The sequence below is a fragment of the Lysinibacillus sp. NPDC086135 genome (assembly GCF_044746345.1).
Taxonomy (GTDB): Bacteria; Bacillota; Bacilli; order Bacillales_A; family Planococcaceae; genus Lysinibacillus.
On record NZ_JBIVCA010000001.1, the window covers coordinates 461,499 to 487,413 of the forward strand.

General features: G+C 37.7%; 23 protein-coding genes, 1 other RNA gene and 1 other annotated feature. Of the genes, 23 read left to right on the top strand and 1 reads right to left on the bottom strand.

Going from position 1 to position 25,915, the window contains the following annotated elements:
• The 6 genes from ACIPKN_RS02285 to ACIPKN_RS02310 all read left to right on the top strand — a co-directional run.
• On the top strand, positions 1-203 hold a 203-nt coding region (locus ACIPKN_RS02285), incomplete at its 5' end, for a hypothetical protein (protein WP_400932986.1).
• A 214-nt stretch (positions 204-417) separates the two neighbouring features.
• A complete protein-coding gene (locus ACIPKN_RS02290) occupies positions 418-1,509 on the top strand; it encodes a carbohydrate kinase (RefSeq protein WP_400932988.1) in 1,092 nt (363 codons plus the stop codon).
• A 4-nt stretch (positions 1,510-1,513) separates the two neighbouring features.
• On the top strand, positions 1,514-2,428 hold the full coding sequence (locus ACIPKN_RS02295) for a pseudouridine-5'-phosphate glycosidase (RefSeq protein ID WP_142508978.1): 915 nt from the start codon (positions 1,514-1,516) through the stop codon (positions 2,426-2,428).
• A 211-nt stretch (positions 2,429-2,639) separates the two neighbouring features.
• Positions 2,640-4,835 carry a RelA/SpoT family protein gene (locus ACIPKN_RS02300; RefSeq protein ID WP_400932991.1) on the top strand — a complete coding sequence of 732 codons (2,196 nt, stop codon included), beginning with the start codon at positions 2,640-2,642 and terminating at the stop codon, positions 4,833-4,835.
• 85 nt (positions 4,836-4,920) lie between these two features.
• On the top strand, positions 4,921-5,361 hold the full coding sequence (dtd, locus tag ACIPKN_RS02305) for a D-aminoacyl-tRNA deacylase (RefSeq protein ID WP_400932993.1): 441 nt from the start codon (positions 4,921-4,923) through the stop codon (positions 5,359-5,361).
• A 73-nt stretch (positions 5,362-5,434) separates the two neighbouring features.
• On the top strand, positions 5,435-5,653 hold the full coding sequence (locus ACIPKN_RS02310) for a DUF2642 domain-containing protein (RefSeq protein ID WP_400932995.1): 219 nt from the start codon (positions 5,435-5,437) through the stop codon (positions 5,651-5,653).
• A gap of 283 nt (positions 5,654-5,936) precedes the next feature.
• Here ACIPKN_RS02310 and ACIPKN_RS02315 read toward each other — a convergent pair whose 3' ends face one another.
• Entirely contained in the window at positions 5,937-7,523 is a 1,587-nt protein-coding gene (locus ACIPKN_RS02315; RefSeq protein WP_400932997.1) for an N-acetylmuramoyl-L-alanine amidase family protein, read from the bottom strand.
• A gap of 162 nt (positions 7,524-7,685) precedes the next feature.
• Positions 7,686-7,927 (top strand) — a binding site (T-box leader).
• A gap of 96 nt (positions 7,928-8,023) precedes the next feature.
• Between ACIPKN_RS02315 and hisS the strand changes: the two genes are divergently transcribed.
• The 17 genes from hisS to ACIPKN_RS02400 all read left to right on the top strand — a co-directional run bounded on the left by hisS (position 8,024) and on the right by ACIPKN_RS02400 (position 25,641).
• The gene (gene hisS / locus ACIPKN_RS02320; RefSeq protein ID WP_400932999.1) at positions 8,024-9,289 is read left to right on the top strand and encodes a histidine--tRNA ligase; all 1,266 of its coding nucleotides are present in this window, start codon (positions 8,024-8,026) and stop codon (positions 9,287-9,289) included.
• Positions 9,290-9,548: 259 nt separating this feature from the next.
• Positions 9,549-11,318: an aspartate--tRNA ligase gene (aspS, locus tag ACIPKN_RS02325; protein ID WP_400933000.1), complete on the top strand. Its 1,770-nt coding sequence runs from the start codon at positions 9,549-9,551 to the stop codon at positions 11,316-11,318.
• Positions 11,319-11,457: 139 nt separating this feature from the next.
• Positions 11,458-11,657, top strand: a non-coding RNA gene (ssrS, locus tag ACIPKN_RS02330) — 6S RNA.
• A gap of 552 nt (positions 11,658-12,209) precedes the next feature.
• Positions 12,210-13,367, top strand: a complete 1,158-nt coding sequence (gene nagA, locus ACIPKN_RS02335; protein ID WP_400933001.1) for an N-acetylglucosamine-6-phosphate deacetylase — start codon at positions 12,210-12,212, stop codon at positions 13,365-13,367.
• 31 nt (positions 13,368-13,398) lie between these two features.
• Entirely contained in the window at positions 13,399-14,121 is a 723-nt protein-coding gene (locus ACIPKN_RS02340; protein ID WP_400933181.1) for a GntR family transcriptional regulator, read from the top strand.
• A gap of 4 nt (positions 14,122-14,125) precedes the next feature.
• Positions 14,126-14,845 (top strand): sugar isomerase domain-containing protein, encoded by a 720-nt coding sequence (locus ACIPKN_RS02345; protein WP_427495688.1) that lies wholly within the window; start codon positions 14,126-14,128, stop codon positions 14,843-14,845.
• A 17-nt stretch (positions 14,846-14,862) separates the two neighbouring features.
• Positions 14,863-15,132 carry an HPr family phosphocarrier protein gene (locus tag ACIPKN_RS02350; protein WP_132356948.1) on the top strand — a complete coding sequence of 90 codons (270 nt, stop codon included), beginning with the start codon at positions 14,863-14,865 and terminating at the stop codon, positions 15,130-15,132.
• Positions 15,126-16,844, top strand: a complete 1,719-nt coding sequence (gene ptsP, locus ACIPKN_RS02355; protein WP_400933005.1) for a phosphoenolpyruvate--protein phosphotransferase — start codon at positions 15,126-15,128, stop codon at positions 16,842-16,844. The genes ACIPKN_RS02350 and ptsP overlap by 7 nt, the downstream gene beginning before the upstream one ends.
• A gap of 41 nt (positions 16,845-16,885) precedes the next feature.
• Positions 16,886-18,061, top strand: coding sequence for a GNAT family N-acetyltransferase (locus tag ACIPKN_RS02360; RefSeq protein WP_400933007.1), 1,176 nt, complete (start codon positions 16,886-16,888; stop codon positions 18,059-18,061).
• Between the two features lie 291 nt (positions 18,062-18,352).
• Positions 18,353-18,664: a PTS sugar transporter subunit IIB gene (locus ACIPKN_RS02365; RefSeq protein WP_132356945.1), complete on the top strand. Its 312-nt coding sequence runs from the start codon at positions 18,353-18,355 to the stop codon at positions 18,662-18,664.
• 13 nt (positions 18,665-18,677) lie between these two features.
• On the top strand, positions 18,678-18,998 hold the full coding sequence (locus ACIPKN_RS02370) for a PTS lactose/cellobiose transporter subunit IIA (RefSeq protein ID WP_400933010.1): 321 nt from the start codon (positions 18,678-18,680) through the stop codon (positions 18,996-18,998).
• Between the two features lie 46 nt (positions 18,999-19,044).
• Positions 19,045-20,373, top strand: a complete 1,329-nt coding sequence (locus tag ACIPKN_RS02375; RefSeq protein ID WP_400933012.1) for a PTS sugar transporter subunit IIC — start codon at positions 19,045-19,047, stop codon at positions 20,371-20,373.
• Between the two features lie 25 nt (positions 20,374-20,398).
• Positions 20,399-21,481, top strand: coding sequence for a DUF871 domain-containing protein (locus ACIPKN_RS02380; protein ID WP_400933014.1), 1,083 nt, complete (start codon positions 20,399-20,401; stop codon positions 21,479-21,481).
• Between the two features lie 116 nt (positions 21,482-21,597).
• On the top strand, positions 21,598-22,572 hold the full coding sequence (locus ACIPKN_RS02385; RefSeq protein WP_400933016.1) for an N-acetylglucosamine kinase: 975 nt from the start codon (positions 21,598-21,600) through the stop codon (positions 22,570-22,572).
• 563 nt (positions 22,573-23,135) lie between these two features.
• Entirely contained in the window at positions 23,136-23,897 is a 762-nt protein-coding gene (locus ACIPKN_RS02390; protein WP_400933018.1) for a tRNA threonylcarbamoyladenosine dehydratase, read from the top strand.
• A gap of 626 nt (positions 23,898-24,523) precedes the next feature.
• A complete protein-coding gene (locus ACIPKN_RS02395) occupies positions 24,524-24,910 on the top strand; it encodes a hypothetical protein (RefSeq protein WP_142508964.1) in 387 nt (128 codons plus the stop codon).
• A 212-nt stretch (positions 24,911-25,122) separates the two neighbouring features.
• Positions 25,123-25,641 carry a hypothetical protein gene (locus ACIPKN_RS02400; RefSeq protein ID WP_400933020.1) on the top strand — a complete coding sequence of 173 codons (519 nt, stop codon included), beginning with the start codon at positions 25,123-25,125 and terminating at the stop codon, positions 25,639-25,641.
• Positions 25,642-25,915 lie beyond the last annotated feature (274 nt).

Consider the following 25,915-nt stretch of genomic DNA (forward strand, 5'->3'; position numbering starts at 1 on the left):
TAACGCCGCTAAAGCATAAAGTTGCGCCGCTAACCGAAGGAAGAACGCCGCTAAAGCATAAAGTTGCGCCGCTAACCGAAGGAAGAACGCCGCTAAAGCATAAAGTTGCGCCGCTAACCGAAGGAAGAACGCCGCTAAACCATAAAATTGCGCCGCTAACCAAGAAAAGAACGCCGCAAATCCCGAATTTCCGCCGCTATTGATTTCACACACAGAAAACATTTGTTGCTGTTGCTACGTTACACTTCGCTTTCGCACCCCTTCTATACATGACACCTTAATTCCATTGAGGCAATAGTTATCACTAAAAAGTTGAAGCCAATATCATATTGGTTTCAATTTTTTTCATTAAAAAAATTTTTGACACTGACTAAACAAAAGTTTATAATATAAACAAATATAACAAAAGGTGATGCTATGAATGAAAGGGAACAGGCGGTCCTTGCATTAATTCGCCAGAATCCGTTTATGTCTCAACAAGAGATGGCCGATAAGATGAATCTGTCTCGACCAGTCCTTGCTAATTTAGTATCGAGCTTGACGAAACAGGGGAAAATTGTAGGCCGTGCGTATATTTTGCCTGAGGAAAATGAAATCATTTGTATCGGTGGAGCCAATCTTGACCGAAAATTTCATGTGAAGGGGAATGTCCAGTTCGGTACATCCAATCCTGTAAGCTCTTCATTTAGTGTAGGTGGTGTAGGACGAAACATTGCTGAAAACTTAGGCAGATTAAATCATCAAGTAACATTGCTGACTACTGCCGGCAAAGATGCTGATTGGCAAGTGATCCAAGAAGCTTCAGAGCCATTTATGAATTTACGTTATGTGGAGCAGTTACCAGACGCTTCAACTGGTTCCTATACTGCGATTATGGATGAGCAGGGCGAGCTAGCATTAGCGGTAGCAAATATGGAAGTATATGATCTTTTATTGCCAAGTTTGCTAAAAAAACATGAGGCAATGCTCATGAACGCAGGCTGCTTTATTATGGACTTGAACTGTCCAAAGGAAACAGTGGCTTACATACAGCAGGTTGCAATTGCCCGAGACATTCCGTTTGTCATCGTACCGGTATCTTCGCCAAAAATGAATCGATTACCTGATACGTTGCAAGGTGTAACATGGTTTATTTGTAACACAGATGAAGCAGAGACGATTGTTGGTCATAAAATCGAAAACTCTGTGCATTATGAAAAGGCTTTACAGCAACTTCTTACATTAGGTGCTGACCAGGTAATTATTACAGCGGGTAGCAAGGGTGTGTATGCAGCTTCCGTTACAACGAAGCCAAGTCATTACGCGGCGAAAGCTATAGAAAAAATTGAAGATGTAACAGGTGCCGGGGACGCCTTTGTAAGTGCTGTAATCCACAGCTGGCTTACTGGGCAATCCTTTGCAACATGTATTGATGCAGGCTTAATGAATGCCAAAAATACGCTTGCATCCCCATATACAGTAAGACCAGAGCTATCAGTTGATTTGTTAAACAATGAAATGGAGGAATAACAACATGAAAGAATTCATCGTATTATCAGAAGAAGTAAAAGCAGGACAAGCAAAAGGCTTACCAATCGTAGCATTAGAATCAACAATTATTTCTCACGGAATGCCATATCCACAAAATGTTCAAACAGCACGTGAAGTAGAACAAATTGTTCGTGATAATGGTGCAGTACCAGCAACAATTGCTTTAATCGATGGTAAAATTAAAATTGGTTTATCAGATGAAGAACTTGAAATGTTTGGTAATGCTCAAGGCGTAGCAAAAGCATCTCGTCGTGACTTAGGCTATCTTTTAGCAACAAAAAAATTAGGAGCGACAACTGTAGCAGCAACAATGATCTGTGCTGAGCTAGCTAATATTGAAATTTTTGTAACTGGCGGTATCGGTGGCGTACACCGTGGTGCAGAAACAACAATGGATATTTCAGCAGATTTAGAAGAATTAGCTCAAACAAATGTTGCTGTAATTTGTGCGGGTGCTAAGTCAATTTTAGATATTGGTTTAACTTTAGAATATCTTGAAACAAAAGGTGTACCAGTTGTTGGATACGGTACAGATGAGCTACCAGCATTCTATACACGCCAAAGTGGTTTTGATGTAAACTTCAAGATTGATACGCCAGAGGAAGTGGCAGAAATGCTACGTGCCAAATGGCAATTAGGCTTAAAAGGTGGAGCTGTCATTGCTAATCCAATTCCAGAGACTGAAGCGCTTGAGAATTCATTCATTACAGGAATCATTGAAAAAGCTTTAGTAGAAGCAGAAGAAAACGGTATTCACGGTAAAAACGTGACACCATTCTTACTTGGAAAAGTTAAAGAATTAACAGAAGGTAAAAGCCTTGATGCCAATATTGCATTAGTAAAAAATAATGCGATAGTTGGGTCAAAAATTGCTGTAGCGTATAATAAGTTAAGCTAAATAACTACGGATATAGAAAGAGACCCTTTGCGGAATATTGCATTCGCAAAGGGTCTTTTTATTCATTTCCTAGAATATATTTCCCATTTCTCACATTGTTCACGAGAATAACTAAACAAAATGACACAGTTACTTTACAATAGCCCATAATATTTTATACAATTAAGTTTATATCTAATCTGAAAAATTTGACGAGCAAGGTGGACATGTTATGGCGAAAGAGCAAATTTTGACTCCCGAGGACGTTTTTGAGTTAGTCAAATCCTACATGAATGAGGAAAATGTCGCATTCGTGAAAAAAGCATATGAATTAGCAAGGGATGCCCATATTGAGCAATTCCGAAGCTCAGGTGAGCCGTATATTATTCATCCTGTGCAAGTAGCTGGTATTTTAGCTGAATTGCAAATGGATCCTGCAACAGTTGCGGCTGGTTTTTTACATGATGTTGTCGAGGATACGGATTTTACGCGTGACGATTTGGTTCGTGAATTCGGCGAAGAGGTTGCGGTGCTTGTAGACGGTGTAACAAAGCTAGGGAAAATTAAATATTTATCTAAAGAAGCGCAACAAGCAGAAAATCATCGAAAAATGTTTGTAGCTATGGCGCAGGATATTCGTGTCATTTTGATTAAACTGGCAGACCGCCTACATAATATGCGCACGTTAAAGCATTTACCTGCCGAAAAACAACGCCGTATTTCTAAAGAAACGCTTGAAATTTTTGCACCACTTGCGCATCGTCTTGGAATTTCGACTGTTAAATGGGAGCTTGAGGATACGGCACTTCGTTATTTAAATCCACAGCAATATTATCGCATTGTCAGTCTTATGAAGAAAAAACGTGATGAGCGTGAGGCATATTTAGATAATGTAATGGGTGAGATGAAGTCACAGCTTACAGATGTTGAAATTGAAGCAGATGTTTATGGTCGCCCAAAACATATTTACAGTATTTATCGTAAGATGGTGTTACAAAAGAAACAATTCAACGAGATTTATGATTTATTAGCCATTCGTGTACTTGTCGATAGTATTAAAGATTGCTATGCCGTACTTGGGATTGTGCATACATTATGGAAGCCAATGCCAGGACGTTTTAAAGATTATATTGCAATGCCAAAACAAAACCTATATCAATCCCTGCATACAACAGTAATTGGTCCTTATGGTGACCCGCTAGAAGTTCAAATTCGTACGAAGGAAATGCATAAAATTGCCGAGTACGGGATTGCAGCGCATTGGGCGTATAAAGAAGGTAAAAAAGTTGATAATGAAAAACAAAATGTCGACCAAAAATTAACGTGGTTCCGAGAAATTTTAGAATTCCAAAATGAATCTTCTAATGCTGAAGAGTTTATGGAATCTTTAAAATTTGATTTATTCTCTGATATGGTCTATGTCTTCACACCGGAAGGAGATGTCATTGAATTACCAGCAGGCTCTGTACCTATCGACTTCGCATACCGTGTGCATTCAGAAGTTGGAAATCGTACAATTGGCGCGAAAATTAATGGTAAAATGGTGCCACTTGATACACCGTTAAAAACGGGAGATATTATTGAAATTTTAACGTCTAAGCAATCATTTGGTCCGAGTCGCGATTGGCTGAAAATAGCCCAATCCTCACAGGCGAAAAATAAAATAAAGCAGTTTTTCAAACGTCATCTTCGTGAGGAAAATATCATCAAAGGTAAAGAGATGATAGAAAAGGAAATCCGTGCTCAAGGTTTTGATGTAAAAGAAACAATGTCAGCAGACAATTTGAAGCGAGTTTGTGAAAAATTCAACTATACAAATGAAGAAGATTTATATGCAGCTGTTGGCATGAATGGAATTACAGCTCAGCAAGTTGTAAATCGCCTAGCTGAAAAACGTCGCAAAGAGCGTGAACAGGAAGAAGCGCTAGAGAAAATTGAACAAAAAATGAAAAACCCTATTCCACAAAAACGGACAGAATCGGGTGTTATCGTAAAAGATATCGACAATATGCTTATTCGACTTTCACGTTGTTGTACGCCAGTTCCTGGAGATGAAATTGTAGGCTTCATTACGAAAGGAAGAGGTGTTTCAGTACACCGTGCGGACTGTCCAAATATTCAAGTTGATGATGAGCAGGAGCGCTTAATAGAAGTTGAATGGGAACATGGACTTACTCCAGAGAAAAAAGAATACCCTGTCGATATTGAAGTTTCAGCCTTCGATAGACCAGGAATTTTAAATGAAATCATGCAAATTGTTAGCGAAACGAAAACGAATATTTTAGCAGTGAGTGGTCGTGCAGATCGTGATAAAATGGCAACGATTCATTTAACGATTTCGATTTCAAATATTTCGCATTTGCATAAAGTAGTGGAACGTATTAAGCAAACACCTGATATATATTCAGTACAACGTGTTATTAACTAATTGGATGGTTGGGCAGAAGCAACTTTGTTATGTACCGAAAATGGAACTTCTGGTGCATACAATAGGAGAATTGAGGTTTTAAAAAATGAAAGTAGTTTTACAACGTAGTAAAGCAGCCTCTGTTACGGTTGACGGAAAAGTAACGGGAGCTATTGATAGCGGTTATGTTCTTCTGGTTGGCATTACACACGAGGACACGCAAGAGGATGTTGAATATTTAGCGAAAAAAGTAGCAAATCTCCGCCTTTGGGAAGATGCTGATGGAAAAATGAATCATTCTATTTTAGAGCATGGAGGGGCTATTCTATCCGTCTCACAATTTACATTGTATGGAGATGCGAAAAAGGGGAATCGTCCAAGTTTTACAAGTGCCGCAAGACCAGAAGTTGCAGAACCGTTATGGGATGCTTTTAATAATGCCTTATGTGAACACAGTTTACATGTAGAAAAAGGAATATTTGGTGCGATGATGGATGTGGCGCTGACAAATGATGGCCCTATCACCATACTTCTTGAATCTAAATAAATGGTACATTTCCTATGATTCCTTCATACATTAAATAGTATGGTTAGTTTTGTAGGAAGGAAGTGTATTAAGGATGACGCAAATAGGAAGCATATCAAATCCATATTTATATGAAACTCTTAATATGATGATTGGTCAGGCAATTGTAGTGCAAACTAAGAAAAATAATATTCAGCAAGGAAAATTAATCTCTGTATTACCTGATGATATTGTTTTAGAGGCTAACCGTACGCCATTATTCATTAGTATGAAGGAAATTGTATGGGTTACGCTAGCAACAATGAAAAAATAAGCGCATAAAGGACCTCTATACACTTAGAATGTGAGTTGGAGGCCTTTTTTCGTTTTAGCAAGTGTAAGTACTTGACAGTGAGTACTGAAGGTAAACACCAAATACCATAACTTAGAATTGATTCAGTTCCATGGCTAATAACTTCTATCGAGGAAGAGTTATATAAAACAATCCCTTAATGAACTAGTAAAAAATAAATAAGCTGCAAGGGAAGTACTAGTCTACTGTCCTTTGCAGCTTATTATTAATTTATCAACCCATTATGCAGAGGTATAATGGATTTTTATTGATCTCCGTTAAAGTAATTTAAAATACCTTGGTAGATACCGAGAGTAGCTTGTTCACGGAATTTAGCGTTTGTAATAACACGTTCCTCACTACCATTACTTAAGTAGCCTAGCTCAATGAGGGCAGCTTGTTGACGATTTTCTCGTAGAACTAAATAATTTCCTTGTTGGGTACCACGATTCTTTAAATCGATTTTATGGGAAAGTCCTTTATTTATTGCCTCTGCAAGACCTTGTTGATTACTGTTCATATAATATGAGGTGAAGCCATTAATGGAGCTATCGTCTGTTGCATCATAATGAATACTGATAAAAGCATCTGCCTCATACTGGTGCGCAATTGATACGCGTTTACGGAGTGCAACATATTCATCAGATTCTCTAGTCATGACAACATTTGCCCCAGCAGCACTCAACTTTGAAGCAAGAAGAGATGCCGTTTTCAATGTAACTTCCTTCTCATTTGTGCCTCGTTGTCCGGTAGTGCCGTGATCATTTCCTCCATGTCCAGCATCTACGACAATCGTTAGCCCATTTAAAGTACCTTTCTTGCGTGGTTCAGATTTATCTTTTTTTATAGCAGTAGTAGCTTTGCTCGACGAAGTAGTAGTAACGACCCAGTTCGCTACAAATGCAGTTTTGTCATCTACTTGTATTTCATAAAAATCATTTTTAGCACCTACAATAGGGTAGGTTTCACCAGCATCTACACGTGCAACAACATCAGCAGTTGTTGTTGAATCTGTCCGTAGGTTTGTCCCATTATAAATGATTGTGACAGATTCAAGCTCTGAGGAAGAAGAAGCAGATTTTGATGTCGTTTTTTCTTTATTTGAAAAAGTACCATAAAAGCTATAAACCCAACCTGCTTTATTATCGTTATATTGAATTTTTACCCAGTTATGTTCTTGAGCCAGCACTTTAAAGGTTTGTCCATTTGAAGCTGTTCCTATTTTTTTAGCATTTAAGTCGTGATTTTGGCGCACATTAAGTGAATCCACTAAAACTGTAAATGTTGTATCTTTGTTGATTTTTTTTGTAGATACCTCAACTTTAGGTTCATCAGCCTCAGCCGTAACCTTTTTTTCAGGTAGGTCATTGATTGTAACATAGTCAGTAGATACCCACCCAACTAGTCCGTTCCAATCTATTTTTGCCCATTCGCCATTTTTTTCAATGAGTTTAGCTTGGCTGCCTATTGATAATTGTCCAAGAACTGCTGAAGATATGTCAGGCTCAGTACGAATATTTAGACGATCGACTTGTGAAATCAACGTTTTATCAACCGTTTGTTTATCATTTATTGAAGCTGTTAGCCAAGATGCTACCCAGCCTTCGTAATCGCCTGCTTTTACTTGAATCCAGTCACCCTCACGACTAATAGAAGTTAGCGAATCACCCTCATCTAATGTCGTAATGATTGGATAAGACAGTCCAGGTCCCTCACGTAAATGAAGAATCGTTCCAGTTACTTTTAAATCACTGGTGTCTGCTAGTGCTCTTTGAATATTATTCATACTTGGAATCGCGATCATTAACACTAGTACGAAGATGATACTAATATTTAAAAGTTTTGTCCTCATCAGATTCCTCCTATCTTGTGCTATTTTACCATGCTTTAGTAATAGAATTCGTGGGAAAAAGGTAATGGAATTTGTTATTTTATCGAATGTATTGTAAAAAAAATAAAAACAGTTGACATTGCCTTTTGTTGTGACTAACATAAAGGGTAATCAAAAAATGATTAACCGCTTATGACCAAGCAAGTAGCATATACCTCTATTGGAGAAGAGAGGGAAAGACCTAGGCTGAAATCTTTCCTACAAAAAAGTATATTGTGAATAACACTTGAGAGGCTTTTTTCTGAAAAGTAATGCTTAGTAGGAAAAAACGGAATCGGCCGTTATCCGATTAGGAGGAGGACGCATGAATTTGATGCGTCAACTAGGGTGGAACCGCGGAAGCTTGTACAGCTCTCGTCCCTTGCAAAACGCAAGGAGGCGAGGGCTTTTTTTGTGGACAAAAAACGAGGGAAGTCCAGAAGACAGCTTGCTCATAAGCAATTTATAAAGGAGGTTTTTCTATGAGTTTTAAAGTGCCACGAGGGACACAAGATATTTTGCCTGGTCAATCAGAAAAATGGCAAAAGATAGAAGCGGTTATCCGTGATATCTGTCGTGTCTATCGCTACAATGAAATTCGCACACCAATTTTTGAGCAAACAGATTTATTTGCACGTGGTGTCGGTGAAACAACAGATGTTGTTCAAAAAGAAATGTATACTTTTGAAGATCGCGGTGGCCGTTCGTTAACATTACGTCCGGAGAATACAGCTGGTGTAGTTCGTGCTTATGTTGAGCATAAAATGTTTGGTGCACCTGATCAACCAGTAAAGCTTTCATATTTAGGACCAATGTTCCGTTATGAACGTCAACAAGCAGGGCGCTACCGTCAATTTGTTCAATTTGGAGTAGAAGCAATTGGTTCAGCTGACCCAGCGATTGATGCAGAAGTTATTGCACTAGCAATGGATGTCTATGAATCAGCAGGTTTAAAGGATTTAAAATTAGTCATTAATTCACTTGGTGACAAAGAAACACGTGATACACACCGTACAGCACTGTTACAACACTTCGAACCACATATTCATGAGTTTTGTTCAGACTGCCAAAATCGTTTACAAAAAAATCCACTGCGTATTTTAGACTGTAAGGTAGACCGTGAGCACCCATTGATGCAATCTGCACCTGCATTAACTGATTTCCTAACAGAGGAGTCAGCAGCTTATTTCGCTCAAGTTAAAACATTTTTAGATGCATTAGGAATTTCGTATGAGGTCGATCCAAATCTTGTAAGAGGTCTTGATTATTACAATCATACGACTTTTGAAATTATGTCAACGGCTTCTGGCTTTGGAGCAATTACTACACTTTGTGGTGGGGGTCGCTATAATGGCCTTGTGCAAGAAATTGGTGGACCGGAAGTACCAGGCATCGGTTTCGCATTAAGTATTGAGCGTTTGTTACTTGCGCTTGAAGCTGAAGGTGTTGAATTAGACACAGCATCAGGACTCGACGTGTATATGATTGCTATGGACGAAGAAGCGAAGCTAAAAACTGTGGAATTAACAAGTACCTTCCGTGCTAAGGGCATTTCCACAGAAATGGATTATTTAGATCGCAAAATGAAAGCTCAAATGAAATCAGCAGACCGTTTAGGTGCAAAATATACGATTGTTTTAGGCGAAACGGAGCTTGAAGAGCAAGTAGCTACTGTTAAACATATGGAATCAGGTGAACAACAAAAAGTAGCGTTCTCAGAGTTAGTGAACTATCTATTAAAACAATAAGCGAATCTGTTAAAACATAAATCGTTTATAAATCAATACAGGATTATCTGTTCGTCATTTGGACAGATAATTCATCTAATGAACTGCTAATTTTCCTTGGCATCCATTCACTACTTAGTAGGAACTGTATGCTACATAAGTAAAACTAACGGTTCATCACCGAAAATGGGGGATGACATTTTATGAAAACGTATGTCATGTGGATAAATCAACCCTAAGTTATGGTGATGAGCCAAATAAATTTTGGAGGAATTAAATAATGGCAACAAGAACACATGCTAGTAATGAACTTTCAGAAGCATTAAAAGGCGAAAAAGTCGTACTAAAAGGTTGGGTACAACGTCGTCGCGACTTAGGTGGTTTAATTTTCATTGATTTACGTGATCGTACTGGAATCACTCAGGTAGTATTTAGTCCTGATGTTGCAGAAGCACATGCTCTAGCCGATAAAGTGCGTAGTGAGTACGTAATTGAAGTAGAAGGGACAGTTATTCTTCGCGCAGAAGATCAAATTAACCCAAATGTACCAAACGGCAAAATTGAAGTAGAAGCAACAAAATTAGTCGTTATTAATACGGCAAAAACAACACCATTCCAAATCGAAGATCGCACAGATGTATCCGAAGATTTACGTTTGAAATATCGTTATCTTGACTTGCGTCGTCCTGTGATGTTTGACACTTTCAAAATGCGTTCAGACGTTACTCGTACAATTCGTAACTTCTTACAAAACGAAGGCTTCTTAGAAGTAGAGACACCAATTTTAACTAAATCATCTCCAGAAGGAGCTCGTGACTATTTAGTACCATCACGTGTTCATGAAGGTGAATTTTATGCACTACCACAATCACCACAGCTATTTAAACAATTATTAATGGTGTCTGGTTTCGAAAAATACTTCCAAATCGCACGTTGTTTCCGTGATGAAGACTTACGTGCTGACCGTCAACCAGAGTTTACACAAGTTGATATTGAAACAAGCTTTTTAACGCAAGAAGAAATTATTGAAATGAACGAACGCTTAATCCAAGCAGTTATGAAAGAAGTAAAAGGTATTGATATCCCTGCTCCATTCCAACGCATGAAATATCAAGAAGCTATGGATCGTTACGGCTCAGATAAACCTGACGTACGTTTCGGCTTAGAACTAGTTGCTTTAAATGATATTTTTGATGGCTGTAATTTCAAAGTGTTTGCTGATACAGTAGCACAGGGCAAGCAAGTAAAGAGTATCAACATTAAAGGCGCGGCAGACAAATACTCTCGAAAAGACATGGACGAACTAACAAAATTCGTTGGTATTTACGGAGCAAAAGGTCTGGCTTGGTTAAAAGTAACGGAAGAAGGCTTAAACGGACCGATTGCAAAATTCTTTGACGAAGCTTTAGCAACTGCATTAATCGAACGAATGAAAGCTGAAGTGGGCGACATTTTAGTATTCGTTGCTGATAAAGCATCTGTTGTAGCAGCATCTTTAGGTGCACTTCGTACGAAATTAGGTCAAGATTTAGGCTTAATCGACGAATCAGAATTTGCATTCCTATGGATCACAGATTGGCCATTATTAGAGTACTCTGAAGAAGACGGTCGCTATTATGCAGCGCACCATCCATTCACACGTCCATTTGATGAAGATATTCCATTAATGGAAACTGATCCTTCAGCTGTCCGCGCGCAAGCATACGATATCGTATTAAACGGCTATGAGCTTGGTGGAGGCTCACTACGTATTTATGAACGTGAATTACAAGAAAAAATGTTTAATTTACTTGGTTTCACAGAAGAAGAAGCAAGAGCTCAATTTGGCTACTTATTAGAAGCATTTGAATATGGTGTACCGCCACATGGAGGTCTAGCATTTGGTCTTGACCGCTTCGTAATGCTACTTGCTGGCCGCACTAACTTACGTGACACAATTGCATTCCCGAAAACAGCAAGTGCAAGCTGCTTATTAACAAATGCACCAAGTGAAGTTTCTCCAGAACAATTGAATGAGCTAAATTTAGCAATTAAAACATTTAAAAGATAATGAATACTCCTAAATACCTAGATTCTCTAGCGAAATTTGCTGAGAATCTAGGTATTTTTTGCGTTTTCGCAAGGATGTAGATTTTTTTAAAGAAAATAGATTGAATTATCAGACAAAAGGTGCTATTATTACTGTAATACGAATCCTGATGTGTTTGTCTAATTGCTAGCTCTACTTAACAGTTTTGACCGAACACATTAGAAACGGGAGCCTTCATTTTGTAGTCGCAAACAAGCCCCACGCGGAGCGGGACGTTTAAAGCTGCAAAGCGGGCACCCCCCTGCGAATTGCGGGTTCAAGACGAATGTTTCTTGGCATAACGGCACAATCGGGATTCGTCATACATAGTAAATAACCACAAAGAGGAGCATAAAATTAGCTCCTTTTTTAGTGCGAAAAAATGGTTATTCAAAAAGACAACTGCATAGGATGATTTATAATAGAACAAATTTGTTAATTGTAGAGGACAAATGACAATGATTCTTGGCTTGAAAATGCATGAAGTGAAAATTGTGCCCTATGATAATGAATGGAAAAATGAATTTATACGGGTTCGTTCCGAGATTATAGAACGAATATCCAATTTGATCGTATTCAACATATTGGTAGGTCTCATCGGACGCCCCCAGGAAGCTTTGCTCGAAAGCGAAGCGTCAGCGACAATGTTTTATCCTGTGCGAAAGCGAAGCGACAGCGACAGCAACAAAGCGCCCAGTCGGAACAGAAATTAACCCCAAGTTATGGCGATAAAACTAAAAAATTTAGAAAATATAAAAAATACTTTTTATTTTTGTAAAAGTGTCATATAATTGGTATAGACAACTATACCAAGTTGAATGATAGCTTGGTAACTTCAGCAAGCTCCTCAAAAAAGATTAGGGGGTGATCTATTTGAAGCATACACTTTTAATTTCCAATGTTACGATAGTCAATCATGATGAAGCACCGTTTAAGGGCGATTTATTCATTGATAATGGTAAAATTATCAAAATAAGTCATAACTTATCTGATCAGGCTGAGCATTATATTGACGGCAAAGATAAAAATTGGTTACTACTACCTGGCTATATTGATATGCACATACATGGCTCTGCGGGGCATGATGTGATGGACGCTACACAATTAGCATTACATCAAATGGCACGTTCTTTAGTACAAGAAGGCGTTACGGGCTTCCTTGCAACTACAATGACGCAATCTATAGAAGCAATTGAAAGCGCTTTATCTAACGTTGCTCAATTTGAAAATAATGATGATGAGGCAAGCTTATTAGGTATACATGTAGAGGGGCCATATGTATCGAAAAAACGGGCAGGAGCTCAGCCAATAGAATACATTATTTTACCGTCTGCTGAGCAATTTACATTCTGGCAGAAAATAAGTAAGCAACGCATTAAACAAGTTACAATTGCGCCTGAGGTAGAGGGAGGCTTTACGTTTATTGAATCGTTAAAAGATTTAAATGTTATTGCTTCCATTGGCCATTCTGACGCATCAATTGAGGAAGTGGATAAGGCAGTAGCATTGGGAGTAAGGCAGGCTACACATTTATATAACCAAATGCGCCCTTTCCATCATCGCCAACCGGGTGTCGTTGGTGCAGTGCTATTAGAAGATCAGGTGAAGACTGAAATTATAGCTGATTTCGTGCATAGCCATCCTCAGGCTGTAAAGCTAGCGTATCGTATGAAAGGAGCGAATGGTATTATTTTAATTACAGATGCGATGCGGGCAAAAGGCTTACATTATGGTGATTATGATTTAGGTGGTCAAACCGTTCATGTTTCTAAGGATGGGGCTCATTTATCTAATGGGGCTTTAGCGGGCAGTGTGCTAACGATGGAGCAGGCAGTAAAAAATATGAAAGCAGTTACCGATTGCTCATTGCAGGAAATTGTCGCAATGTCCTCTACGAATGCTGCTAAGCAATTACAGCTTGCAACTAAAGGTCATATTGCAGAAGGATATGATGCAGATTTTGTATTACTTGATGAACATTTAAATGTACAAAAAACTATTTGTCGCGGTAAAGTTGTATTTGAGGAATGAAAGTAAAGAGGCGATAAGGATGGTGCAACACTTGTTAGATAAAAATTCTCATATACCTATCTATATACAAATAGAGGAAATCATTAAACAACGTATTTATTTAGAAGAATACAAAATCGGTGAAAATATACCTTCTGAGCGAGAGCTTTCTATGCAGTTTGATGTTAGTAGAATGACTGTTCGTCAATCAATTACAAATTTAGTGAATAGCGGATTACTGTATCGTGAAAAAGGGAGAGGTACATATGTAGCTAATCCAAAATTAGAACAACCACTAAAAGGATTAACAAGTTTCACAGAGGATATGCGGGCTAGAGGGATGGAACCAAGCAGTAAAGTTTTACGCTTTGAAAAAATCGTACCACCAGTTGATATTGCTAGAGATTTAATGTTAGAGCCGGGCGAAGAGGTATTCTTCGTTGTTCGAATCCGTAGTGCAGATTCCAAGCCAATGGCAATCGAAAGAACGTATATTCCTGTGAAAGTATATCCAGAATTAGATGAAAAGAAAATAATGGGGTCATTGTATGCGTTAATCGAAGCAAAATTCCATCAAAAAATTGGAAATGCTATTCAGCAAATGGAGGCAGCTATTGTTCCAAAAGAAGATAGTAAATTTTTGCAAATTAATCATACTGCACCTGTGTTAATTATTAAACGTACAAGTTATTTATCTGATGGAGTTCCGTTCGAGCTTGTGCGAAGTACTTATCGAGCTGATCGATACAAATTCATTAGTGAAATTAAAAGGTGATCCAATGGATGAATATTTTCTGAAAATTCAAAAGTTAATGCAGGTCGTGAGGGAGCAAGAATATGCCCAAATAAAAGAGGCAGCACAATTAATTGTCAAAAGGCTTCAATGCGGAGGAATTGTCCAATTATTTGGTTGTGGCCATTCTCATCTTTTAGCACAGGACGCATTTTATCGCGCGGGAGGACTTGTACCTGTACGTCCTATCATTATTGAACCTTTAACTTTACATGCAGGAGCAATGACATCATCTAAAAACGAGAAGGACCCGACTATCATTGAACGGTATAAAGATCATTTTGATTTTCATGAAAATGATGTTTGTATTGTTATTTCTACATCCGGAAGAAATCAAGCACCGTTAGATGTGGCTTTTTTAGCGAAAAAAACAGGAGTGCTGGTCATGTCCCTGCAATCTCTTGCCTATTGCGAACAGCCGACCCGTCATCAAAGTGGACAGCGCTTAGAGGATGTAGTAGATATAGTTATCGATACGCATATACCAATAGGAGATGGTTTGCTGCATCACCATGATATACAGTATGCACCATCCTCTACAGTGATCGGTTCATTTATTTTAAATGCATTATTTAGTGAAATCATTGAGAGTATGGCTTTATCTGACGAAATATTACCAGTTTTTAAAAGTAATAATGTTGACGCTGATTTGTCTCATAACGAGGCTATGATTACCAGTTATCAACATCGTATTAACTTTAAATGACATGCGGAGGGATATAGATGAAGAAAATGTTTAAAATAACTGCGCCAGAGGGACTACATGCTAGACCAGCAGCATTACTGGTAACGGCTGTAACACCGTTTGAGTGTGACGTTCAGTTAACGTATAAAGAGAAATCGGTCAATTTAAAATCGATTATGGGCGTTATGGCACAAGGGGTAGCACCTGGAAGCATTGTAGAAATTTCAGCAGAGGGATCTGATGTCGAGAAGCTTTTTCAAACAATAACAGAAGTAATGGTTTCAAAAGGAATTGGTGAGGAATGTTAGAAATACAAGGAATTGCTGTTTCTCGAGGCATTGCCTTTGCAAATGCATATTGTTTAAAGGAACCAGATCTAACTTTTGAAGAAGTTAAGATTACTGATGTCCATGCTGAACTAGAAAGATTTAAGGCAGCTATTGTAAAAACGAAAGTGGAGCTACAAGAAATCCATGAAATAGCTCAAGAGAAATTCGGTGCTGAAAAGGCGGCTATTTTTGCGGCACATCTATTAGTGCTAGAAGATCCTGAAATGCTTGCATCTATTGAAGCGAAAATTCAATCTGGGGTGAATGCCGAATTTGCATTAAACGAAGTAGCGAATTTGTTCATTGCAATGTTTGAAGGGCTTGATAATGTCTATATGCAGGAGCGAGTCGCAGATATTCGAGATGTATCTAAACGGGTATTAACCCATTTGTTAGGGGTTGAAATGGTGGATATGAATCGTTTAACCTCTGATGTTATTATCGTTGCTAAAGACTTAACACCGTCCATGACTGCGATGCTAGATACAACGTATGTAAAAGGGTTTATAACGGATATTGGTGGCAAAACATCTCATTCTGCCATTCTCGCACGAACGTTAGAGATTCCAGCGGTAGTTGGGACGAAAAATGCCACGGAAGGTATTCAACATGGAGCACCCATTATTTTAGATGGGACAAATGGCAAGATTTTTGTCAACGCTTCATCGGAAATAACTAGCTTTTATTTGCAGCAACAACATTTATACAATGAAGAGAATGAAGAACTTCTTCGCTATCGTTCATTACCAAGTTTGAGTGCGGATGGATTTTCAATAGAAATTGCAGGGAATATAGGAAACCCTGAAGATGCGGATATGGTCATCAATGCTTGTGGAGATGGTATCGGCCTGTTTCGAACAGAGTTTTTATATATGGAACGACAGGAGCTACCAACTGAGGAAGAGCAGTTTCAAGCATATAAAAGTGTACTTGAGAAAATGCAAGGCAAGCCAACGATTGTTCGAACACTAGATATTGGTGGCGATAAAAATCTACCATATTTAAAGCTTGCTGATGAGATGAACCCTTTTCTTGGCTATCGAGCAATTCGAATTAGTTTAACTCAACAAGAAATGTTTCGTGTACAGATTCGCGCATTACTAAAAGCAAGCGCTTACGGCAATTTGAAAATTATGTTTCCAATGATTGCTACATTGGACGAATTTAAAATGGCGAAGGCAATATTACTTGAAGAACAACAAAGTTTGAAGAGTGATGGATACCTTATATCTGAAAAGCTAGAAATAGGAATGATGATTGAAATTCCATCGGCAGCCATCATTGCAGATGTATTTGCAAAGGAAGTAGATTTTTTCTCAATCGGTACAAATGATTTAATCCAATACACGTTAGCAGCGGATCGCATGAACGAAAATGTTTCTTATTTATATCAACCGTATCATCCTGCTGTTTTAAGACTGATAAAAAATGTCATTGATGCAGCACAGCATCATGGAAAATGGGTAGGTATGTGTGGTGAAATGGCTGCAGATGAAATAGCGTTACCGATTTTACTAGGATTTGGATTAAATGAGTTTTCCATGAGTGCTTCCTCTATATTAAAGACTCGTGCACATCTCGCTAAGCTTTCTAAACAGCAGCTAACACCACATAATGAGCGCATTTTACTACTGTCTACGGCCTCAGAGGTCGAAGAATATGTCAAAAATAATCTATTAAGTTTATCTTGAATTGTACGAATATTCAGTACTGAAAAGGGGTGATCTAGCGTATGGAAATAAAAATAATACCTCCAAAAGATTATTTACAAATACATCAATTAAGAGATTATTGTTTTCCTAATAAGTATACGGGTGCGCGGCGCGATGATTTTCACTATTGGATTGAGCATAGCACAACATTGGGTGCTTACGATAAACAAAAAGTAGTTGGACAGCTATTCGTATTGCCACTAAATATGACAATTCATGGTGAAAATTATAAGATGGGCGGAATTGGTTTTGTTGCAACATATCCTGAGTATCGGCAACAAGGTATTATCAAAAAGCTTATGACAGAAACCCTGAAGAAAATGCGAGAGAATGGGCAGAGCATATCTGTGTTAGCACCATTTTCGGTATCCTTTTATCGTTACTTTGGCTGGGAATTATTTTTTGAAAAGCTATGTTACACCATTCCGCAATTGCTGTTTCCTTCTTTCGGGAAGCAGCTGGACGTAGTAAAACGTATGAGCTTTGAATGGCCAGATCGTGATCTTTTTCAGGCGATTAAGGATTTTCATAATGCACAGGCGCCTTTCAATAATGGAAGTATGCTGCGAGATGATGCTTGGTGGAAAAGGATAGAGAGAAGGATGCCTGATAGTCATTTTGCGGCATATTTTAAGGATGATAAAATTGCAGGTTATATTCGCTATATCATTCAGGATGGAACGTTTGAGATTCATGATTTTATAGCTGAAGATTTACTAGCAGAACAAGCGATTTGGCGTTTTATAACGTCTCATGCAGCGAGTGTGAGTAACATTAAAGGAGTTACTTCAAACAATCATCAATTTGGTTTTTATTTTAAAGAACCACAGTTTAAAAAGGAAGTCGTTCAGGATGTGATGGTAAGAATAGTAGATGCTTTGATGTTCATGCAACATTATCCGTGGGGCGATATTCAGGAGCCGTTATATATTCAAATTGAAGATATATTTTGTAGCTGGAATGAGCACGCATATAAAATAAATAAAAGTGGAGATGTCTCGATAATTGAGACAAATTCTAGCCCAAAAGTGCATATGTTAACATTACCAATTAATCTTTTTTCAGCGATGATGGTGGGCTATCTTTCTGTAAAGGATGCTGCCTTGTATGCAAATGAAGAATTGGCTGAAGACATTATTGATCGCTGGCAGCAAGCGTTACCCTCTAATAAACCCGCATTCTATGAATACTTTTAAGTCGTGTAAATGTTGAAAAAGTAGGTATGAATGTAGTTGGTTCTGAAAAATTAAATTTTTTTGAACTTTTTTCTGGACTATACCAGTAAGGTGAATCCATTCTGTAGTCTGTAACAGAGTTATAGCCCAATTTTTAAAGTCTTTCTATAAGGGAATAAATGGTGTAAAAAGTATATTGTGGTATATACCAATTGATGCTATTCTCATCATAAGAAAGCGATTTCATAGTTAAAAAATCATAAAAATAAAGTTAGTTAAAAAGACGATCTTATCATGAAAAGGAGTGCTTTTATGAAAAACATTATGCTAGTTTGCGTGGCGGGAATGAGTACTAGTTTATTAGTGTCAAAGATGCAAAAAGCTGCACAAGAACAAAATATTGAGGCAGATATTTATGCGATTGCTGAAGGTGAGGTTGACAAAGTATTAGCTACTAAAACGGTGGATGTGCTGCTACTGGGTCCACAAGTACGTTACTTAAAAGGAACATTTGAAAAAAAATACAAGGCAATGAATTTTCCGATTGATGTCATTAATATGGCGGATTACGGCATGATGAATGGCGAAAATGTTTTAAATCAAGCGTTACAGTTGATTGGTTAAGGGGGCAGCGACAATGGAAGAAACAGTTTTGATGGAATCCATTATGGGACTGATTGTGCATAGTGGTAATACGAGAAGTGAATGTATGGAGGCTATCCAGCTAGCAAAAAATGGCCAGATTCAAGAAGCAAAGGAAAAAATACAGTTAGCTAACGAAGCATTGATTGAAGCGCATCATTCTCAGACGGCTCTACTGTCACAAGAAGCAAGGGGAGAAAAAGTAGAAGTATCAATGTTGTTAATTCACGCACAGGATCATTTAATGAATGCCATCACGTTTCGTGATTTAGCAACTGAAATGATTGAGTTGTACGAACGAATCAAAGGGGAATAGCATCAAGCCTTGATGTCACAATAAAAACGTAAAGGGAGTGTGTGAAATGTTCCGTTTTTTAGAAGAAAAATTTGTACCAGTCGCAGCTAGAGTAGGGAATCAGCGTCATTTAGTTGCCATTCGAGATGGATTTATTACAATCATGCCATTGACAATTGTTGGGTCACTTGCGGTTCTTGTTAATAATTTGCCTATCAAATTCTATCAAAATGCGCTCGATGCCATCTGGAAGCATGAAACTTGGACACAGTGGGGCGGCAATGTTTGGGGAGCAACATTTGGAATTATATCTTTGTTATTAGCCTTTACAATTGCTTACCATCTTGCGAAAAGTTACGACAAGGATGGACTTTCTGCCGGTGTAATCAGCTTTTCAACTTATTTGACGTTCGGTACCTTTGGTGAAGGTGGATTAACAGGGTTAACGACAGGTACAGGTGGTATATTTATTGCCATTATTATTGCATTGTTGTCAACTGAATTATTTTGTAAATTGACTGGCAATCCTAAGTTACTAATTAAAATGCCGAATGGAGTACCACCGGCTGTTTCAAAATCTTTCGCCACATTATTACCTGCTATTATTACAATTGGTTTATTTGCTCTAGTTCGTACAATTATTTCGGCAGGCTTTGATATTCCTGATATTGTCGGTTCGTTCTACTCAGCCGTTCAAGAGCCGTTTATGGGCTTAACGAATTCATGGGTTGCGGCATTACTTTTAGCATTTATTCCTACGTTTTTATGGACATTAGGTGTTCATGGTGCTAACATTATCGAACCGTTTATGCAAACGATCAATTTACCAGCTATAGAAAAAAATGTTGAAGCAATTTCATCTGGGGAAATAGCGCCATACATCGTCAATAAACCATTCTTTGATGCCTTCATCAATATGGGTGGTTCCGGTACGACAATAGCACTTATTATCGCCATTTTCATTTTTGCTAGAAAGAATAAGCAATATAATACCGTCGGAAAGCTGTCCGCAGCACCAGGTCTTTTTAATATTAATGAACCATTACTTTTCGGTCTTCCAATTGTGTTAAACCCAGTATTATTCGTACCGTTTATTTTGACACCAATGGTGAACGTAACCATTGCTTTCTTTGCAACGAAGTGGGGCTTTGTGCCAGCAGCTACGGTGTCACCACCATGGACAACGCCACCGATTATTAATGGTTTCTTAGCAACTCAATCTTGGCAAGGAGCTGCCCTTAGTATTGTCTTAATTGTAGTCGCGGTATGTATCTATTTACCGTTCATTTCAATGGCCAACCGCATGGCAAAGCAGAATGAACTACGGGCTGCTGAAGCAGAGGCTCAAAAAGAACAGCAAGTTACAAAATTAGAGAGTCAAAAAGTAGAAGTGTAATTGTGAGCTAACGGAGGTATTTAAATTGAAAAGATTAGGGATTTCACTATATCCTCAGCATAGTACACTAGACGATATGAAGCGATATGTTCAGCTCGCTCATGACAATGGTTTTGATCGAATATTTACATGTCTTATGTCCTTAAATAACGATGAGGAACGACAAAAATTACAACAAATCAATAAATTTGGGCAGCAGCTTGGCTTTGAAATTTCTGCTGATATTGCACCAGCTGTTTTTGAAGATTTAGGCTTAACGTATAAAGATATCGGTTACTTTAAGGAGCATTATCATTTAGCGGCATTGCGCTTAGATATGGGTTTTTCTGGCCAGGAAGAAGCGTTTATGTCGCTCGATGCAAGTAATTTAAAAATAGAATTAAATATTAGTAACGGTACTAAATATGTAGAAAATATAGTATCCTATCAACCGAATAAAGATAATATTATTGGCTGTCATAATTTTTATCCGAGACGTTTCACAGGTTTATCACGTCAACATTTTTTACAAACATCTCAAAAATTTAAAGCAAATCATATTCGTACAGCAGCCATGATTTCATCACAGCATGCTATGTTCGGACCTTGGGAAGAAACGGAGCATGGATTGCCTACATTAGAAGAGCATCGTCATCTTCCAATTACTGTGCAAGCAAAGGATTTATGGCACACTGGTTTAATAGATGATTGTATTATCGGCAATATGTATGCTTCTGAGGAAGAAATACGTGCGTTAGGTCAATTAAATCGCCATAAGCTAGAGCTGAAGGTTGAGCAGTCAATTGAAACGTCTATTTTAGAAGAAGCCATCCTTTTTAAGGAGCCCCATTTTAATCGTGGTGATGTTTCGGATTATGTGATCCGTAGTACGCAATCTCGTGTTAAATATAAAAATGGTGACTTCCTTGTACATGATACCCACCTATTAAAATTGGGCGATGTGACAATCGATAATAATTTAGATGTACGTTATAAGGGTGAGCTCCAAATTGTTTTAAAGGAAATGCCGAATGCCGGATCGACAAATGTTGTGGCAAGAGTTGTAGAAGAAGAACAATTTTTATTAGCACATATTCAGCCTTGGGCATCATTTGGCTTTACGAAATGATGTTAGAAGAAGGGGTTAAGCCATTAGTAGATAGTGCTTAATCCCTTTTTATCGTTAGCAAGCAGTTGTTTTCTGAGCGATAGCTAAGGTGAAATTGACGAGAAAGGAGTAAGGATATGTTTGTATTAGCGATTGACGGTGGTGGAACGAAAACGTCAGCAGTAATTTGTGATGAACTGGGCAATGTTTATGCTAGAGTAGTAACGACTCGCAGTAACCCAACAGCTATGGGTATTCAAATTTTTAAGTCAACGATTCATGATATACTACAAAATTTGCAACAACAAAATCCGCAAGTATTTGCTGCTATCGATAGTTGTTTTGCTGGCATGGCTGGAGTTAAGGAGCTACAGGCTGAAGAAGTTGTAGAATCGATAGTACGTCAATACGTTCCTAAGACAGCTCATGTGATTGTTGATAATGATGCTCTAATTGCACTTTATGCAGGCACACTTGGGCAGGCAGGTATTGTGCAAATTGCAGGGACAGGCGCAATTACAATGGGCTACGATCGTGAGCAACGCTTTCATAGGGTTGGTGGCTGGGGTTATCTTTTTGATGATGAGGGCAGTGGCTATGATTTAGGTATTCAAGTGCTGAAGGCTATTTTTCAAAGCTATGATGGACGCGGAGACCCAACAGCTTTGACAGATGTAATATTGCGTTATTTTTCTGTAGAAAATGTACCACAATTAATAGAGTGTATATATGGAGAAGAGCATCCTCGGACAGCGATTTCACCGTTAAGTAAATATGCTTTTGATGCGGCAGAAGAAGGTGATCGTGTTGCTATTCAGATCATTGAGGATGCTTGTAAGAAATATTATGTGGCGATTAAAGCATGTTACTCTCATATGACTTGGGAGGAAGGGGACGTGCCTGTCGTATTAGTGGGTGGCGTTTTTAATAATGAAGCGTATTTTTTACCGAAATTACAGCAATTCGCACAGGCTGACGAGATACCATTGCAATTTATGGCACCAGTTTTACAACCGATCGGTGGGGCGGTAATTGCGGCTTTTAAGCAAATAAATGCCCAGCTCGGCTTAGATTTTGTGGCATGTTTCTCCAAAAATTATGAACAAGAATGATCGTGTTGAGACTAAAGGCAATTGGATGGCGATTTATTCAATTGCCTAAATTTTTTACTTTAAGCTGTAAACATTTAGATTTTTAGTGGCTTAATTCAAACTTTACATATTTAAAAAGTATTTTAACTTCTTTTAGTGGATGTCACGGAATCGGGAAGGGGTTACTAAAGGATGTTAGCCTAAAATCATTGCATTCATGTGATAACGGCTAATTGACCTGCATCACACCGCTACGCTTTCGCGCAAAAAACATCCGCAGGCTAAAGCACAAAGCCAATACCAGACGCATTGTTTATCTGTACGAAAGCGAAGCGACAGCAACGATTATGCCGAGGCATAATTGATTTAGTAGGAATACTTCATTTTTTTAGTTATAATTTTTACTTGATGAATATCGTAATAAAATGTAAGATAGGTTTGATTTTATCTTAGTATTTAACTAGGTTTACTAATAAAGTGATTAGTGGGTGTATTATCCATGATCACCAATCGGGCTTTAACGGGCAATGTATATTACTGCCAGTTAAAGCGTACTAAAAATTCAATAGACGGAGAGTGTAAGGATGTTACATCAATTTTCTCGTAATGAGCTCGCAATAGGAACAGAGGGACTCGAAAAATTAAAAAATACAACGGTAGCCATTCTTGGTGTAGGCGGTGTAGGTTCATTTGCTGCTGAGGCTTGTGCACGAAGTGGTATTGGCCGCATTATTTTAGTGGATAAGGATAATGTAGATATTACGAATGTTAATCGTCAATTAGTTGCCTATCTTTCAACGGTCGGAAAATCTAAGTCAGGTGTCATGAAAGAACGTATTGCTGATATTAATCCAGAATGTGAAGTAATTGATATGCATATGTTTTACACGGAGGAAACATATGAGGAATTTTTCGCACAGGGCATAGATTATGTCATTGATGCGAGTGACACTGTGATGTATAAAATTCATATTATGAAGGAATGTCTAAAGCGTAATATTCCGATGATATCTAGCATGGGTGCAGCCAATAAAATGGATCCAACTCGTTTTAAAATTGCAGATATTTCCAAAACGCATACGGACCCATTGGCTAAAGTAATCCGTACAAAATTACGTAAGGATGGTATTCATAAAGGAGTAACGGTTGTGTTCTCAGATGAGAGTCCTATTGTTGTTCGTCCAGATGTCGTAGAGCATGTCGGAAAACCGGATGCAGTTATCCGTAAAGCAAAAATGCCTCCATCTTCCAATGCCTTTGTTCCTTCAGTGGCAGGCTTAATTGCTGCCAGCTGGGTAGTGAATACAATCTTAAAAGATGTAAAAATTACACGTGTACAAGGCTAATACAACTTTGAAAAATCTGTTATGTCGATAAATATAACTTCTTTCAGCAATTATTTCTGTAGCGAAAGCGAAGCGTTAGCTACAAGTGTTTTTGTACCGAAAGAGTAGCGACAGGTCCAGAGAAGTATTCCACCTCTTTAGGTGGTGAGAGAATGCTGTTCTAAATCACTTTTCAGCGGGTACCCGAACATTCGCAGAAAGAAGTTAAGCCTCCGGCGGATGTCACTGAATAGGAAAGAAGTTACTGCGCTTTCGCACAAAAAACATCTTCTGGCCTAAGCACAATAGCCGATTTCGGACGCAATTATGCCGAGGCATAATTGCTTAAGTGAGGCGATAAATTCAAAAACTTTCATCGATAAATTAACAATAATTTTTTCGATAAGCTTAAATAATTTTTAGATAAAATAAAAGTGGAACGAAATCACCCTTAGTAATGGTGATTGGCCATTTTATGGAAGTAGCTGTCTCGTTTGAAGACAGCTACTTTTTCTATGTTACAATAGGAACGTTGTAAAAAAGGGATCTACGATATTTATTAGAATATCTATACAATTTATGTGGAAGAGACATATTACGACTCCTTCAACATTTGCTGTAGAACCTATAAAAGGAGGCGTTTTATTATGGAGCAAATCTATCAAATGGAATATAGGGGCTTAAATCTATTCGATGAAATTAGTACAGTAGAATTAGCTATTGATGAAGAAGGGCAAACAATTCACATTTTTGATGTTGGACAAGTTGTTAGTCCTATTTTTAATTTTGATGTTTCGGCCTACGAGCTATCAGATGGTTTTTATAAAATGGCGGATATACTTCGACATAAACGTATATTGACAAATCAACAGCCAGGTAATGAACTAACACTTAGTGAGTGGTTAATTACAAATACGGCCTATTTTTATATGCCACAAAAAAGAATAAAAAAATATGCTCAAGGAAGTATTATAGAAATTATTGATCGAACGAAAGAGCAATCTTTATTTGATGATTATGTACAAAAAATATAATTCTACCAAAATAGTTCGCATTCGGTGCTCAAAATGCTAATAATTCACTAAATTGTCTTATTTTTTTCATGTACCCACTTCTTTATTTAGTTTATTGCTATAATTTTAATAACTCCAATAGATAATAAAAAAGTTTGTTTGGATGTGCAGGACTGCCTAGGGGAGTAGGAATGACGTTTAGAAAACAAATGACAATATGGGAGAGTGGGAAAATGAAAATTCAAGTAATTCGTGATCATTTAGACATTGTAAAACTTCAAGAGAAAATGAATGATATTGTATTTGACTATTTGGATACATCTAATAATTATCCAAAGGCTATGAGAGAACTAAATCCTTTATATACACAAGCTACAACATTTTATAAAGAGTATTTAGACAATAGAGCGGGTGAATTACCAAATGCCAATACATATTGGCATTTGTTTATAGATTGCTGTGCAAAGCTATGCTACTTTTTAGCGGCATCAACGTATTATTCATCCAATGAGTTACAAAAAACACCTGAAAAAGTTGAGCAATTATTAACGATTGCTGCCTATTCTTTACCTAGCATTGACCAAGAAGAGAATGAACAATTATTATCGGCAATTTTTGCGCTTTATCGTGAAGTAGTAGGGGATGAAGAGAAAACATCATCATTACGAAATGCTGTGCTTGAACAAAAAGGTGCAGTCAAACAATGCTTACAACAATTAAAAGTATTTGTTGATAATGAAATGACGAAATAATTCAAGAGTGCTTGAACATTTTTTTAAAATAATATAGCAACTAGAATCTGCTTACTTTTTGCGGTTGATTCACCAATTCTTACAGTACTCTGCTTTGTGAGGGTGATTGGGTTTCAAGTTCTTAAAGTATTGCAGATTTTTTTTGTAAATGTTAATAGATTATTGTGCGAAGACCGTGAAGTCCGTTATTGTAGTGATAAAAAAGGACTTTTTACTTAAAAGGTATTTATAGATTTTTGTCGAAATATAGTTAAAAATTGCAAATCTATTTGCA